Annotated in this window: 12 protein-coding genes; 9 read left to right on the top strand and 3 right to left on the bottom strand. The window is 55.3% G+C overall.

Features of this window, described 5'->3' with window-relative positions:
• Nucleotides 1-13: 13 nt before the first annotated feature.
• Nucleotides 14-574, bottom strand: a complete 561-nt coding sequence (gene nudE, locus B3511_RS01105; RefSeq protein WP_046886761.1) for an ADP compounds hydrolase NudE — start codon at nt 572-574, stop codon at nt 14-16.
• Nucleotides 575-896: 322 nt separating this feature from the next.
• Between nudE and B3511_RS01100 the strand changes: the two genes are divergently transcribed.
• From B3511_RS01100 to pckA, 5 genes are all read left to right on the top strand, one after another.
• Entirely contained in the window at nt 897-3032 is a 2136-nt protein-coding gene (locus tag B3511_RS01100; RefSeq protein ID WP_046886762.1) for an intracellular growth attenuator family protein, read from the top strand.
• Between the two features lie 66 nt (nt 3033-3098).
• Nucleotides 3099-3782: a GMP/IMP nucleotidase gene (gene yrfG / locus B3511_RS01095; protein ID WP_040078290.1), complete on the top strand. Its 684-nt coding sequence runs from the start codon at nt 3099-3101 to the stop codon at nt 3780-3782.
• Complete coding sequence (hslR, locus tag B3511_RS01090) at nt 3779-4180, top strand: ribosome-associated heat shock protein Hsp15 (RefSeq protein WP_286765041.1); 402 nt, start codon at nt 3779-3781, stop codon at nt 4178-4180. Before yrfG ends, hslR begins: the two co-directional genes overlap by 4 nt.
• Nucleotides 4181-4203: 23 nt before the next feature.
• A complete protein-coding gene (hslO, locus tag B3511_RS01085) occupies nt 4204-5082 on the top strand; it encodes an Hsp33 family molecular chaperone HslO (RefSeq protein ID WP_040078654.1) in 879 nt (292 codons plus the stop codon).
• Between the two features lie 389 nt (nt 5083-5471).
• Nucleotides 5472-7088 carry a phosphoenolpyruvate carboxykinase (ATP) gene (gene pckA / locus B3511_RS01080; RefSeq protein WP_046886763.1) on the top strand — a complete coding sequence of 539 codons (1617 nt, stop codon included), beginning with the start codon at nt 5472-5474 and terminating at the stop codon, nt 7086-7088.
• Nucleotides 7089-7190: 102 nt separating this feature from the next.
• On the opposite strand, the gene envZ is transcribed toward pckA, so the two are convergent.
• Both envZ and ompR read right to left on the bottom strand, forming a co-directional pair.
• Entirely contained in the window at nt 7191-8537 is a 1347-nt protein-coding gene (envZ, locus tag B3511_RS01075) for a two-component system sensor histidine kinase EnvZ (protein ID WP_286765038.1), read from the bottom strand.
• The gene (ompR, locus tag B3511_RS01070) at nt 8534-9253 is read right to left on the bottom strand and encodes a two-component system response regulator OmpR (RefSeq protein WP_001157751.1); all 720 of its coding nucleotides are present in this window, start codon (nt 9251-9253) and stop codon (nt 8534-8536) included. Before ompR ends, envZ begins: the two co-directional genes overlap by 4 nt.
• Nucleotides 9254-9480: 227 nt before the next feature.
• Between ompR and greB the strand changes: the two genes are divergently transcribed.
• From greB to feoB, 4 genes are all read left to right on the top strand, one after another.
• A complete protein-coding gene (greB, locus tag B3511_RS01065) occupies nt 9481-9954 on the top strand; it encodes a transcription elongation factor GreB (protein ID WP_286767818.1) in 474 nt (157 codons plus the stop codon).
• A gap of 87 nt (nt 9955-10041) precedes the next feature.
• Nucleotides 10042-12372 (top strand): Tex family protein, encoded by a 2331-nt coding sequence (locus tag B3511_RS01060; RefSeq protein WP_233802575.1) that lies wholly within the window; start codon nt 10042-10044, stop codon nt 12370-12372.
• Nucleotides 12373-12675: 303 nt separating this feature from the next.
• Nucleotides 12676-12903, top strand: a complete 228-nt coding sequence (gene feoA, locus B3511_RS01055) for a ferrous iron transporter A (protein ID WP_040078283.1) — start codon at nt 12676-12678, stop codon at nt 12901-12903.
• Between the two features lie 30 nt (nt 12904-12933).
• Nucleotides 12934-15252, top strand: coding sequence for a Fe(2+) transporter permease subunit FeoB (gene feoB / locus B3511_RS01050; protein ID WP_286758443.1), 2319 nt, complete (start codon nt 12934-12936; stop codon nt 15250-15252).
• Nucleotides 15253-15256: the final 4 nt, after the last annotated feature.

Raw genomic sequence — 15256 nt, 5'->3', positions numbered from 1 at the left:
TTTTTATAAGCGATTACAACCGCCCCTGTCCTTTTAGCCATTCCCTCACCAGGAACAACGCACTGACGTTGCGCGCTTCATTGAAATCAGGTTCTTCCAGCAGATCCATCAGATGCGCCAGCGGCCAGCGTACCTGCGGCAGCGGCTCGGGCTCGTCGCCCTCCAGCCACTCCGGGTAGAGATCTTCTGCCAGAACAATATTCATTTTGCTTGAGAAGTAGGACGGCGCCATGCTCAGTTTTTTCAGGAACGTGAGATCCTTCGCACCAAAACCCACCTCTTCTTTCAACTCACGGTTTGCTGCCTCAAAGACAGATTCACCCGGGTCGATAAGCCCTTTCGAGAACCCCAGCTCATAGGACTCTGTACCTACCGCATACTCGCGGATCAGAATCAGATGATCGTCAATAATCGGAACAATCATTACCGCTTCGCGCGTGGACGGACGCATACGTTCATAGACGCGGCGCACGCCGTTGCTGAATTCCAGATCCACGCTTTCGACATTAAACAGACGCGACCTGGCGACAGTTTCAACATTCAGAATCGTGGGCTTTTGTAATGGTTTGCTCATATTGGGGGGTCTTTGCTGAGTGGACTCACGTCATTGTGCGATATGCCGCACGGGTTCGGCAATGTTCATCGCTCTGTATTTACATTTATGCAACTTATAGGGATTCATCCCTTATTTCAAACTGAAAGTCAAGAGGTTGAAATATGTCCAGGAATTTGCTGATATCCGCCATAGATTGCCTTTGCTATCATGACGGATCACTGGGACGCGTTTCAAATTGCTCAAGTTTGACTCCACACATGCCGATAGCCGAACACAGATTCTCATTCATTGTAAAAGGTGCAACTGATTACACCTGTAAAATAAGTAAGATGGGGAAAGCATGAGCACCATTTTGTTTTTTATCGCTGCTATGCTGGCCTGCGCAATGATTGCAGGGTGGGTGTACAGGCGTCGGGCAAAACGTCAGTATCGACTGCCCTTTTTAAATGCGTTTGCTGGCGCAGGCACGCGTAAACTCACTGCCGAAGAGCGCAGTGCCGTTGAGCAATATCTCGACGCCTTTAACCGCATTCAGCTAACGCCAGGTCCTACAGGCGCCAGCGCGGCACCGGTTTCCCTTACTCTGAATGCGCAGAGCAATACCGTGCTTTGCGTAACACGTTCTATTACCCGCTACGGCATTACCACTGACGATCCCAACAAGTGGCGTTATTACCTGGACTCTGCCGAAGTCCACCTGCCGCCGTTCTGGGAGCAGTACATCAATGATGAAAACAGCGTTGAACTGATTCAGACCGACTCCATTCCACTGGTGATTGCCCTTAACGGCCACACCATTGGTGAGTATGTGCAGGAAGCGCCTCGCTTTGCGCTGGAACATGTCAGCGCTACCCAGGCCTCTATCCGCGGTGAAGAGACCGAGCAAATCGAGTTGCTTAATATCCGACAGGAGACGCACGAAGAGTATGCCTTAAGCCGCCCGGACGGGATCCGCGAAGCGGTACTGATTGTGGCCTCTTTCCTGCTGTTCTTCTTCTGCCTGGTTACGCCAGACGTGTTTGCTCCCTGGCTGGCTGGCGGCGGTGTTCTGCTGCTGGCTGCCGGTTTATGGGGGCTTTTTGCCCCGCCAGCGAAAAATACCCTGCGTGAAATTCACTGCCTGCGCGGTACGCCAAAACGCTGGGGTCTGTTTGGCGAGACCGATCAGGACCATATCAATATTTCGCTCGGTATTATCGACCTTATTTATCCCCGTCACTGGCAGCAGTGGATCGCCCAGGACATCGGACAAAAAACCGATATTGATATCTATCTCGACAGGCACGTCGTGCGCCAGGGGCGCTATTTATCCCTGCACGATGAAGTAAAAAACTTCCCCCTCCAGCACTGGCTGCGTAGTACCGTCATTGCGGGCGGGGCCGCCATTGTGCTGGCGATGCTGTTCTTCCTGGTGCCGCTGGATATGCCGCTCAAATTCACCCTGTCATGGATTAAAGGGGCGCAAACCGTTGAGGCCACCAGCGTCAAACAGCTTGAAGAAGCAGGTATCCGCGTGGGTGACACCCTGCGTCTGAAAGGAACAGGAATGTGTAACATCCACGCGCCTGGCACCTGGACGACCCGACAGAACTCGCCGTTCACGCCGTTTGACTGCTCACAACTTATCTGGAATGACGCCCCGCCGCTGCCGCTGCCGGAGTCCGACACCGTTAACAAAGCCGTTGCGTTAACCGAGGCGCTGAGTAACCAGCTCCACCCGAAACCAGACACGAACTCTCGCGTTAGCCCGGCGCTCCGCTCGGCCATTCAGAAGTCAGGCATGGTGCTGCTGGATGACTTCGGCGACATCGTGATGAAAACGCAGGATCTCTGTTCAGCGCAGGATGAGTGCGTGAGGCTAAAAAATGCGCTGGTGAATCTGGGTAACAGTAAAGACTGGGAGACGCTGGTCAAACGTGCCAGCGCCGGCCGACTGGATGGCGTGAACGTACTATTGCGCCCGGTCAGTGCGGAGTCTCTCGATAATCTGGTAGCGACTTCCACCGCGCCGTTCGTGATACGTGAAACCTCCCGTGCAGCGCAGGCGCTGAACAGCCCGGCTCCCGGTGGCTTTATCATTATCAGCGATGAAGGCACCGATCTGGTCGATCAACCCTATCCACCGGTGGCGTTGTATGACTATCCGCCTCAGGAACAGTGGGGCGAGTTCCAGCGCCTGGCGCAGATGCTGATGCAAACGCCGTTCAGCGCGGAGGGGATTGTCACCGGTATCTTTACCGATGCCAACGGCACCCGCCATGTTGATCTGCATCGTATGCCGGATAGCGCAGGGCTCTGGCGCTATATCTCCACCACTCTGCTGATGCTGGCGCTGGCTGTCTGTATTATCTGGAATGGTTTCCTGGCGCTGCGCCGCTATCAGCGCTCGCGCACTCGTCTGGATGAAATCCAGCAGTACTATGATAACTGCCTTAATCCGAAGCTCATCCCCTCTCCTGAAAGCCTGATCGGATAACGCTGCTGCGCGACAAGATGTGCTACCCTGTCGCGCATCTTTCTTCTGGCTGGAGAGTCCCCCCTCATGCACCTTGATATCACCTGGCAGGACGTTGATACCGTCCTGCTGGATATGGACGGCACGCTGCTCGACCTCGCGTTTGATAACTATTTCTGGCAAAAGCTGGTGCCCGAAACTTACGGCGCGCAGCAGGGCATCACTCCGGCAGAAGCCCAGGATTATATTCGTCAGCAGTATCATGCCGTGCAGCATACGCTAAACTGGTACTGCCTGGATTACTGGAGCGAGCGCCTCGGTCTGGATATCTGCGCGATGACCACCGCCCAGGGGGCACGCGCGGTACTACGTGAAGACACGGTTCCTTTCCTGGAGGCGTTGAAAGCGTGCGGCAAGCGACGCATCTTGCTGACGAATGCGCATCCGCATAACCTGGCCGTGAAGCTGGAACATACCGGACTGGCCTCACACCTTGATTTATTACTTTCCACCCACACATTTGGTTATCCGAAAGAAGATCAGCGTTTGTGGCAGGCGGTGGCTGAGAAAACCGGATTGCAGCCTGAAAGAACGCTGTTCATTGATGACAGTGAGCCGATTCTGGATGCCGCCGCGCAATTTGGTATCCGTTATTGTCTGGGTGTGACCAATCCTGATTCTGGTCTGGCAGAAAAAAGCTACCTGCGCCATCCGGGACTGAACGATTATCGCCGGATGATCCCCTCACTCAGCGTGAAGGAGACGCCATGAAAGAAAAACCCTCTGATGGGGTAAGACTGGATAAATGGCTGTGGGCTGCCCGTTTTTATAAAACGCGCGCCCTGGCCCGCGAGATGGTTGACGGCGGCAAAGTGCACTACAACGGGCAGCGCGCTAAGCCCAGCAAGATTGTTGAACTGAATGCCACCCTGACGCTGCGTCAGGGAAATGACGAGCGAACGGTGCTGATCAAAGCCATCACTGAACAACGTCGACCCGCGACCGAAGCCGTGTTGCTCTATGAAGAGACCGCAGAAAGCATCGAGAAACGCGAAAAAACGGCGCAGGCGCGCAAGCTGAATGCCCTGACCATGCCGCATCCCGACAGGCGACCGGACAAGAAAGAGCGCCGCAACCTGATAAAATTTAAATACGGCGAAAATGAGTAATCGTCGTTAAACGAGAGAAAACTATGGCCCAACACGACCAATTACACCGCTATCTGTTTGAGCAATTTGCTGTTCGCGGCGAGCTGGTGACTGTATCTGAAACCTGGCAGCAGATTCTGGAAAACCACAACTATCCGCTGCCGGTGAAAACCCTCCTTGGCGAGCTGCTGGTTGCCACCAGCCTGCTCACCGCGACGCTGAAGTTCGCGGGCGACATTACCGTGCAGTTGCAGGGTGACGGGCCAATGAACCTGGCCGTGATTAACGGTAATAACCAGCAGCAGATGCGCGGCGTTGCGCGCGTGCAGGGCGACATCCCGGAAGGTGCAGACCTGAAAACGCTGGTCGGCAACGGCTTCCTGGTGATCACCATCACCCCGGAAGAGGGCGAACGCTATCAGGGCGTGGTAGGTCTGGAAGGCGATACCCTGGCCGCCTGCCTGGAAGATTACTTTATGCGCTCCGAGCAGTTACCTACTCGTCTGTTTATCCGTACCGGCGAAGTAGAAGGTAAACCCGCCGCGGGCGGTATGCTGCTGCAGGTACTGCCAGCGCAGAATGCGCAGGGCGATGATTTCGAACACCTGGCCACGCTTACCGAAACCATCAAAGCGGAAGAGCTGCTGACGCTACCCGCGAATGATGTACTGTGGCGTTTGTATCACGAAGAAGAGGTCACGCTTTACGATCCACAGGATGTAGAGTTCAAGTGCACCTGTTCCCGTGAACGCTGTGCAGGCGCACTGAAAACGCTGCCGGATGAAGAGATCGACAGCATTCTGGCGGAAGACGGTGAGATCGACATGAACTGCGATTACTGCGGTTCACACTATGTCTTTAATGCCATGGATATAGCAGAAATTCGTAATAACGCCTCTCCGGCGGATCCGCAGGTTCACTAATCCTGTTATGAACTGCCCTCTCTGCAGGGCAGTTCATCTTCTTCTCGCTTCCTTTTTCCCGCGCCTCCCAGCCTGACTCATCTTTTTCTCTTCGTTTACGTTATGTGAATCACTTTCCATTCTGTAAGTATTACGTAATTTACTTTCATGTATGCGATTACATTCACATTCTTTTGGATTAAATCACCACCTCTTAACCTTTTAGGAACATTTTCTCCAACCAAAAAATGAATCCTGCCATAATCTGTGCCGCGGAGTGACAGGAGTTACAGCGTTTTCCGTTAAAATGGTTTTGTCCGGATACGTAAATCTATGAGCCCCGTCGCGGTCAACAAACTCAGAAAAACCCTACAATTTTAGGCAGTACATATTGGCTAAGGAGCAGTGACATGCGCGTTAAAAGTTTAACCCCGCAAGATCTCAAGGCTTATGGTATTCACGACGTCCAGGAAATCGTTTATAACCCCGATTACGATACGCTGTATCAGGAAGAGCTTAATCCGGCACTGGAAGGCTACGAACGCGGGATATTAACGAATACCGGCGCTATCGCCGTTGATACCGGTATCTTTACCGGCCGTTCGCCAAAAGATAAGTATATTGTCCGTGACGACACTACCCGTGACACCCTGTGGTGGGCAGATAACGGTAAAGGGAAAAACGACAACAAACCGCTTTCCCCTGAAACCTGGCAGCATCTGAAATCGCTGGTCACCCATCAACTTTCTGGCAAGCGTCTGTTTATTATCGACGCTTTCTGTGGTGCCAATGCCGATACCCGTCTCTCGGTGCGCTTTATCACTGAGGTGGCCTGGCAGGCACATTTCGTCAAAAACATGTTTATCCGCCCGACCGATGAAGAATTACAGGATTTCGAACCTGACTTTATCGTGATGAACGGCGCGAAGTGCACCAACCCGCAGTGGAAAGAGCAGGGGCTGAATTCCGAGAACTTTGTGGCATTCAACCTCACGGAGCGTATTCAGCTGATTGGCGGAACATGGTACGGCGGCGAAATGAAAAAAGGGATGTTCTCGGTCATGAACTACCTGCTGCCGCTGAAAGGCATTGCCTCTATGCACTGCTCGGCTAACGTGGGCGAGAAGGGTGACGTAGCGGTCTTCTTCGGCCTTTCCGGCACTGGAAAGACGACCCTCTCTACCGATCCGAAGCGCCGTCTGATTGGCGATGATGAACATGGCTGGGATGATGACGGCGTGTTTAACTTCGAAGGCGGGTGCTATGCCAAGACCATTCGTCTTTCACCCGAAGCAGAGCCGGATATCTATCAGGCCATCCGTCGCGACGCGCTGCTGGAGAACGTTACCGTCCGTGCCGACGGTAGCGTCGATTTTGACGATGCGTCAAAAACCGAAAACACCCGCGTGAGTTACCCGATTTACCATATCGACAATATTGTGAAGCCGGTATCGAAAGCGGGTCATGCCACGAAGGTCATCTTCCTTACCGCCGATGCGTTTGGCGTGCTGCCGCCGGTATCTCGTCTGACCGCGAGCCAGACTCAGTATCACTTCCTTTCGGGCTTTACCGCCAAGCTGGCAGGTACCGAACGTGGCGTCACCGAGCCGACCCCGACCTTCTCGGCCTGTTTTGGCGCAGCGTTTCTCTCTCTGCACCCAACGCAGTATGCCGAAGTGCTGGTGAAGCGCATGCAGGCAGCTGGTGCGCAGGCGTACCTGGTAAATACCGGCTGGAACGGCACCGGCAAGCGTATCTCGATTAAAGATACCCGCGCCATTATCGACGCCATTCTGAATGGTTCGCTGGATGATGCGGAAACCTTTACGTTGCCGATGTTTGATCTGGCCATCCCAACGGCGCTGCCGGGCGTAGAGACGCGCATTCTCGATCCGCGTAATACCTATGGCTCACCGGAGCAGTGGCAAGAAAAAGCGCAATCGCTGGCGAAGCTGTTTATTGAGAACTTCGAGAAGTATACCGATACCCCGGCGGGCGCTGCGCTGGTGAGTGCGGGACCAAGGTAAAAATAAAAGTAAAAAGGCAACGAACGTTGCCTTTTTTAATGCCTTCTCCCTCTCCCTGTGGGAGAGGGCCGCGGTGAGGGCATCAGACCGCACCTTCACGCTCTAACTCTCTTTCACCTGCCCTCGCGTAACCGGCACCGGTAACCAGGCACGAATGCTCAACCCGCCCCGCTCACTGGTACCAATCTCCAGCAGGCCGTTATGGTTGTCAACAATACGCTGCACAATCGCCAGGCCAAGACCGGTCCCGCTCGTGCTACGGGCACTGTCGCCACGCACAAACGGCTGAAACAGGTGCTTACGCTGCTCAGGTTTAATGCCCGGGCCGTCATCCTCCACCTGGAACCAGGCGCGGTTCAGTTCAGAACCGCTGCTCACTCTAATCCAGCCATTACCATAGCGGGCAGCGTTCACCACCATATTGGCGATAGCGCGTTTGATGGAGAGCGGGTGCATACGCACCTGAATTTCGCCTGGCTGCATCGCGGTTTCGATTTCGCGTTCATAACCACTCTCTGCTGCCACCACTTCACCCAGCACCGCGTTCAGATCGGCCATCTCCATGGGCATCTCCTGCCCGGTACGCAGGTAGTCAATGAACTGCTCGATAATGGCATTGCACTCTTCGATGTCTTTATTAATCGACTCGGCGAGATACCCGTCCTCTTCGCCCATCATCTCTGTCGCCAGACGGATGCGCGTAAGCGGCGTTCGCAGATCATGGCTGACGCCCGCCATCAATAGCGTTCGGTCATCCGCCAGTTGCTTCACCCCTGCCGCCATATGGTTAAAGGCACGGGTTACCGACCGCACTTCCGATGCGCCATATTCACGCAGCGGCGGTGGAATAATCCCTTTACCGACCTGCAGCGCAGCATGCTCCAGGTCGACCAGGGGTCGGTTTTGTATACGGATGAATAGCCATGCGCCGCCTATCGCCAGCAGCATAATGGCCAGGGTGTAACGGAACAGCGGCGAGAAGTCGCCCTGGTGGATTTCGGTGAGCGGTACGCGTACCCAGATATTGGGTGACAGCCAGGTTTTCAGCCAGACGACCGGCGAGCTTTTGTTAACCTCGACGCGCACTTCCGTCGGGCCACCCAACTGCTGCGCCATCTGCTGGCTGAGAAATTCATAGTGCTGGGCCCAGCGCAGGCCTGCGTCTTCCGCCGCTTCGTTTGAATAGAGCGATATCCCCAGCTCCCGGTAAATTTCACGGCGGAACGCCGGCGGAACCACCAGCTGGGTGCCATCTTCCAGCTGCAGTTTATCGGTCATCAGCATACGGACTTCGTACGCCAGAACCTTATTAAACTGTTGAAGACTAGGCAGAATCGCAAAGTTCAGCACCACCAGATAGGTCGTCACCAGGCTGACGAACAGCAAGGTGACGATCAATAACAGGGTGCGGGCAAACGAGCTTCGCGGCGAGAAACGCATTCGCCTCATGCTTTAGAGCCGTCCGGCACAAATACGTAGCCCAGGCCCCAGACAGTCTGGATATAGCGCGGATGCGCGGGATCTTCTTCCACCATGCGACGCAGGCGAGAGATCTGCACGTCGATGGAGCGCTCCATGGCGGAATATTCGCGGCCACGCGCCAGGTTCATCAGCTTATCGCGCGAGAGCGGCTCACGCGGGTGGCTGACCAGCGCTTTCAGAACCGCGAACTCACCGCTGGTGAGCGGCATTGGCTCATCTTCGCGGAACATCTCGCGGGTGCCGAGGTTAAGCTTAAACTTACCGAAAGCGATCACCGCCTCTTCCTGAGAAGGCGCACCCGGCAGTTCGTTCGCCTGGCGGCGCAGCACCGCGCGGATACGCGCCAGCAGTTCGCGCGGGTTAAACGGTTTTGGAATGTAGTCGTCGGCGCCGATCTCCAGCCCTACGATACGGTCAACTTCTTCCCCTTTCGCCGTCACCATAATGATTGGCATCGGGTTGCTTTGACTGCGCAGTCGGCGGCAAATAGACAGGCCATCTTCGCCCGGTAACATCAGATCCAGTACCATCAGGTGGAAGGATTCACGGGTCAGCAGGCGGTCCATCTGTTCGGCGTTGGCTACGCTACGAACCTGGAAGCCCTGCTCGGTCAGATAACGCTCAAGCAGCGCGCGCAGGCGCATGTCGTCATCTACCACCAGAATCTTATAATTCTCTTGCATTGTGTGTACTCCCAAAGGTTCGGATACTCTTGAAGAACGTATTCTAAAAAAGTGCGCGTCTACGACCAGCTAATTCTGGTATAAATTCTAGTCGAAATTGTTACAAAGCATATTTAACAGCAGCTTATCTGCATAATCCATCACATAAATCATTATTAATCCTGTCTGTTACGCTCAGTGATACCTAATGTGCGTAAATGAGACAGGCCAGGTAGTAAGGCAAGATGATGAAAACGCCCCTGATCACCCGCGAAGGGTATGAGAACCTCAAGAAAGAGCTGGATACCCTGTGGCGCGAAGAGCGCCCGGAAGTGACAAAAAAAGTGACCTGGGCGGCTAGCCTGGGCGATCGCAGTGAAAACGCGGACTACCAGTACAACAAAAAGCGGTTACGCGAAATCGACCGCCGGGTGCGTTACCTGACCAAATGCCTGGAGAACCTGAAAATCGTCGATTACTCCCCCCAGCAGGAGGGCAAAGTCTACTTTGGCGCCTGGGTTGAAATTGAAAACGACGACGGCGATCTCAAGCGTTTTCGCATTGTCGGCTACGATGAAATTTTTGGTCGTAAGGATTACATCTCCATCGACTCCCCCATGGCCCGCGCGCTGTTGAAAAAAGAGGTAGGGGATATCGCCATCGTCCACACCCCTGCGGGTGAAGCGAGCTGGTACGTGAATGAGATCCAGTACGTTAAATAGTCCGAGAGCACCCTCCCCGGCTGGCATTTTGCGGTGCCAGCCCGTATAACTATCCCCCTGATTTTTGATCCACAAGATGAACCAATCATGATGAAAGAGTCGCTCTGCCGCATTATTGCGGGTGATATTCAGGCCAGAGCCGAACAGGTAGAAGCTGCCGTTCGCCTGCTTGACGAAGGGAACACCGTGCCGTTTATTGCACGTTATCGTAAGGAAGTCACCGGCGGCCTGGATGATACCCAGTTGCGTAACCTGGAGACCCGTCTGGGCTACCTTCGCGAACTGGAAGACCGACGTCAGGCGATCCTGAAATCCATCGGCGAACAGGGCAAGCTGACCAGCGATCTGGAAAAAGCCATCAATGGCACCCTGAGCAAAACGGAATTAGAAGATCTTTATCTGCCCTACAAACCGAAGCGCCGCACGCGCGGGCAGATTGCGATTGAAGCGGGCCTGGAGCCGCTGGCCGATCTGCTGTGGAACGACCCCTCGCATGACCCGGAAACAGAAGCCGCCAAATTTATCGACGCCGACAAAGGGGTGGCGGATACCAAGGCCGCGCTCGACGGAGCACGCTACATTCTGATGGAGCGTTTTGCCGAAGATGCCGCCCTGCTCGCCAAAGTGCGTGATTATCTCTGGAAGAATGCCCACATTGTGGCCACCGTGGTGGCAGGTAAAGAAGAAGAAGGCGCGAAATTCCGCGACTACTTCGATCACCATGAGCCGATTGCTACCGCCCCTTCTCACCGTGCGCTGGCGATGTTCCGCGGCCGCAACGAAGGTGTGCTGCAACTCTCCCTGAATGCTGACCCGCAGTTTGACGAGCCGCCAAAAGAGAGCCATTGCGAGCAAATCATTGCCGATCACCTCAATCTTCGCCTGAACAACGCCCCAGCGGACAGCTGGCGCAAAAACGTGGTGAGCTGGACCTGGCGCATCAAGATCTTAATGCACCTCGAAACCGAACTGATGGGCACCGTCCGAGAACGCGCGGAAGACGAGGCGATCAACGTCTTCGCCCGTAACCTGCACGACCTGCTGATGGCCGCGCCTGCTGGCCTGCGCGCGACCATGGGTCTCGATCCGGGTCTGCGTACCGGCGTGAAAGTGGCCGTGGTTGACGGCACCGGTAAGCTGGTTGCCACCGATACCATCTATCCACATACCGGCCAGGCCGCGAAAGCCGCCGTTGCGGTGGCCGCCCTGTGCGAGAAATATAACGTCGAGCTGGTGGCGATTGGCAACGGCACGGCGTCGCGTGAAACCGAGCGTTTCTATCTTGACGTGCAGAAGCAGTTCCCGAAAGTGACGGCGCAGAAAGTGATCGTCAGCGAGGCGGGCGCCTCCGTCTATTCCGCATCTGAACTGGCGGCCCAGGAGTTCCCGGATCTGGACGTTTCTCTGCGCGGTGCGGTCTCTATCGCCCGTCGTCTGCAGGATCCGCTGGCGGAGCTGGTGAAGATTGACCCGAAATCCATCGGCGTGGGCCAGTATCAACACGACGTCAGCCAGACGCAGCTGGCGCGTAAGCTGGATGCGGTAGTGGAAGACTGCGTAAACGCCGTTGGCGTAGACCTGAACACCGCCTCCGTTCCTCTTCTGACCCGCGTGGCAGGCTTAACCCGCATGATGGCGCAGAACATCGTCGCCTGGCGTGACGAGAACGGCCAGTTTCAGAACCGTCAGCAGTTACTGAAGGTCAGCCGCCTGGGGCCGAAAGCTTTTGAGCAGTGCGCGGGCTTCCTGCGTATTAACCACGGCGACAACCCGCTCGATGCCTCCACCGTTCACCCGGAAGCCTACCCGGTTGTGGAGCGTATTCTGGCCGCCACCCAGCAGGCGCTGAAAGATCTGATGGGCGACAACAGCGCGCTGCGCAACCTGAAGGCCGTCGATTTCACCGACGAGCAGTTCGGCGTGCCGACGGTCACCGACATCATCAAAGAGCTGGAAAAACCGGGCCGCGACCCGCGTCCTGAATTTAAAACCGCCACCTTTGCCGACGGCGTCGAGACCATGAACGACCTGCTGCCGGGCATGGTGCTGGAAGGCGCGGTAACCAACGTCACCAACTTTGGCGCGTTTGTAGATATCGGCGTCCATCAGGATGGCCTGGTTCACATCTCTTCGCTGGCCGATAAGTTCGTGGAAGACCCGCACACCGTGGTCAAAGCGGGCGACATCGTGAAAGTGAAGGTGCTGGAAGTGGACCTGCAACGCAAGCGTATTGCCCTGACCATGCGTCTGGATGAGCAGCCGGGCGAGACCAACGCGCGCCGTGGTAACGGCGGCGGCGCTCGCGATCAGCAGCGTCCGGCAGCCAAAGCGGCGAAACCGCGCGGGCGTGACGCACAGCCGGCGGGTAATAGCGCGATGATGGATGCCCTGGCGGCAGCTATGGGTAAAAAACGCTAAACCTCTCTACCCTCTCCAGCCGGAGAGGGTATTTAATCCTGTAATAGTATTGCTTTATTCCTCACCCTTTATTTCATTCTGAAACCGATTGCACATCCGTTATTAAACTGTAATTTATCACTCCATTAACAAATAAGTCATTTTTCCCACGAATCGAATATTCATTAAATATTGAGCAAGGTCAAACAGCCCGCAAATTAATAGCGCTATGCACATTTCGTCACAGTTTGAATATTGCTGGTAGTAACCATTCTCATTATCATTGCATCTGTTTATTATTTCACCTCAGTGTAAGTAGGCACTATGCAATTCACTCCAGACAGTGCATGGAAGATCACCGGATTCACGCGTGAAATCAGCCCGGCTTATCGACAGAAACTCCTGTCATTGGGCATGTTGCCGGGGTCCTCGTTCCAGGTCGTGCGGGTAGCACCTCTGGGCGATCCCATACATATCGAGACGCGCCGGGTGAACCTGGTGCTGCGCAAAAAAGATCTCGCATTCATTGAAGTCGAAGCCATGCCTCAATAATCCGCCAGCCGTCACCACGAGTTTTGAAAAATGAATAAATTAACCATTGGCTTAATTGGCAATCCAAATTCCGGCAAGACCACATTATTTAATCAATTAACTGGCGCACGTCAGCGCGTGGGAAACTGGGCGGGCGTTACGGTTGAACGAAAAGAGGGACAATTTTCGACGACGGATAATAATGTCACGCTGGTTGACCTGCCGGGTACCTATTCTCTTACCACTATCTCGTCGCAAACCTCGCTCGATGAACAAATAGCTTGTCACTATATTTTGAGCGGCGATGCGGATTTACTGATTAACGTGGTGGATGCCTCTAACCTCGAGCGCAATCTCTATCTGACATTACAGCTGCTGGAGCTTGGGATCCCCTGCGTGGTGGCGCTGAACATGCTCGATATTGCGGAGAAACAGAAAGTCCGCATCGATATCGACGCGCTGGCCGCGCGCCTCGGCTGCCCGGTGGTGCCGCTTATCTCTACCCGTGGTCGTGGTATCGATGCCCTGAAGCTGGCCATTGACCGTCACCAGAAAAATAGTGACCTTGAGCTGGTGCATTACCCTCGCCCGCTGCTGCGCGAAGCCGATCGGCTGGCGCAATTCATGGACCCGACGATGCCGCAAAAACAGCGCCGCTGGCTTGGTCTGCAGATGCTGGAAGGAGATATCTACAGCCGCGCTTTTGCCGGCAATGCCGCCCAAAAACTGGAGGCGTCGCTGGCCCATCTCAGCGAAGAGCTGGATGACCCGGCCCTGCATATCGCCGATGCACGCTATCAGAGTATCGCCGCCGTCTGCGAAGTGGTTAGCAATACCCTGACCGCTGAGCCCAGACGCTTCACCGCTGCGGTAGATCGCATTATCCTCAACCGCTTCCTCGGTCTGCCCGTCTTCCTGCTGGTGATGTATTTGATGTTTTTGCTGGCAATCAACATTGGCGGGGCGCTGCAACCGCTGTTTGACGTCGGCTCGGTGGCAATCTTCATTCACGGTTTGCAATGGCTCGGCTACACCCTGCACTTCCCCGAATGGCTGACCATTTTCCTCGCCCAGGGGATTGGCGGCGGGATCAACACCGTTCTGCCGCTGGTTCCCCAGATTGGCATGATGTATCTGTTCCTCTCCTTCCTGGAAGACTCTGGCTACATGGCCCGCGCGGCTTTTGTGATGGACCGTCTGATGCAGGCGCTGGGTCTGCCGGGCAAATCCTTCGTGCCGCTGATTGTCGGCTTCGGCTGTAACGTCCCGTCGGTGATGGGGGCGCGAACCCTGGATGCGCCACGTGAACGTCTGATGACCATTATGATGGCACCCTTTATGTCCTGCGGCGCGCGTCTGGCGATTTTCGCCGTCTTTGCGGCGGCGTTCTTCGGCCAACAGGGAGCGCTGGTGGTCTTCTCGCTGTACGTCCTCGGGATTGTGATGGCTATTCTTACCGGCCTGATGCTGAAGCACACCATTATGCGTGGCGAAGCGTCGCCCTTCGTAATGGAGTTGCCGGTCTACCACGTCCCGCACCTGAAAAGCCTGCTGATTCAAACCTGGCAGCGTCTTAAAGGCTTCGTGGTGCGCGCCGGTAAAGTGATCGTGGTGGTCAGTATTTTCCTTAGCGCCCTGAATAGCTTCACCCTCAGCGGGAAAGCGGCCGATAACATCAACGACTCCGCGCTGGCCTCCGTCAGCCGCGTCATCACGCCGCTGTTCAAACCCATCGGCGTGCATGAGGATAACTGGCAGGCCACCGTTGGGCTGTTTACCGGTGCGATGGCTAAAGAGGTGGTCGTCGGGACACTTAACACGCTCTACACCGCCGAAAACATCCAGGAAGAGGCCTTTAACCCGGCGGAATTTCACCTCGGTGACGAGCTGTACAGCGCCGTGGATGAAACCTGGCAGAGCCTGAAAGAGACCTTCAGCCTGAGCGTGCTGGCCAACCCCATCGAAGCCAGCAAAGGCGACGGTGAAATGGCGACCGGCGCCATGGGCGTGATGAGCGAGAAATTTGGCAGCGCCTCGGCCGCCTACAGCTATCTGATCTTCGTTCTGCTCTATATTCCGTGCATCTCGGTTATGGGGGCGATTGCCCGCGAGTCCAGCCGCGGCTGGATGGGCTTCTCCGTACTGTGGGGGCTGAACATCGCGTATTCGCTCTCTACGCTCTTCTATCAGACGGTCAATTTCAGCCAGCATCCGCAGTTCAGCCTGGTCTCTATTCTGGCGGTGGTGTTGTTCAACGTGGTACTGCCTGGCATGCTGCGCCGGGCGCGCAGCCGTGTGGATATTAACCTGCTGGCGACACGTAAAACGCCGGCTCACTGCTGCGACAGCCCAGCAGAAAGTTGCCACTAAGGAG

The sequence above is a fragment of the Leclercia sp. UBA1284 genome (assembly GCF_002308415.1).
Taxonomy (GTDB): Bacteria; Pseudomonadota; Gammaproteobacteria; order Enterobacterales; family Enterobacteriaceae; genus Enterobacter; species Enterobacter pneumoniae.
This window is presented reverse-complemented; position numbering and strand designations above follow the sequence as displayed.

Excerpts from the sequence above, each read along its gene's own strand:
- hslO (WP_040078654.1), top strand. The coding sequence starts at position 4,204 with ATGGCCCAACACGACCAATTACACCGCTATCTGTTTGAGCAATTTGCT.
- envZ (WP_286765038.1), bottom strand. The coding sequence starts at position 8,537 with ATGAGGCGAATGCGTTTCTCGCCGCGAAGCTCGTTTGCCCGCACCCTG.
- greB (WP_286767818.1), top strand. The coding sequence starts at position 9,481 with ATGAAAACGCCCCTGATCACCCGCGAAGGGTATGAGAACCTCAAGAAA.
- nudE (WP_046886761.1), bottom strand. The coding sequence starts at position 574 with ATGAGCAAACCATTACAAAAGCCCACGATTCTGAATGTTGAAACTGTC.
- hslR (WP_286765041.1), top strand. The coding sequence starts at position 3,779 with ATGAAAGAAAAACCCTCTGATGGGGTAAGACTGGATAAATGGCTGTGG.
- ompR (WP_001157751.1), bottom strand. The coding sequence starts at position 9,253 with ATGCAAGAGAATTATAAGATTCTGGTGGTAGATGACGACATGCGCCTG.
- pckA (WP_046886763.1), top strand. The coding sequence starts at position 5,472 with ATGCGCGTTAAAAGTTTAACCCCGCAAGATCTCAAGGCTTATGGTATT.
- feoA (WP_040078283.1), top strand. The coding sequence starts at position 12,676 with ATGCAATTCACTCCAGACAGTGCATGGAAGATCACCGGATTCACGCGT.
- yrfG (WP_040078290.1), top strand. The coding sequence starts at position 3,099 with ATGCACCTTGATATCACCTGGCAGGACGTTGATACCGTCCTGCTGGAT.
- B3511_RS01060 (WP_233802575.1), top strand. The coding sequence starts at position 10,042 with ATGATGAAAGAGTCGCTCTGCCGCATTATTGCGGGTGATATTCAGGCC.
- feoB (WP_286758443.1), top strand. The coding sequence starts at position 12,934 with ATGAATAAATTAACCATTGGCTTAATTGGCAATCCAAATTCCGGCAAG.
- B3511_RS01100 (WP_046886762.1), top strand. The coding sequence starts at position 897 with ATGAGCACCATTTTGTTTTTTATCGCTGCTATGCTGGCCTGCGCAATG.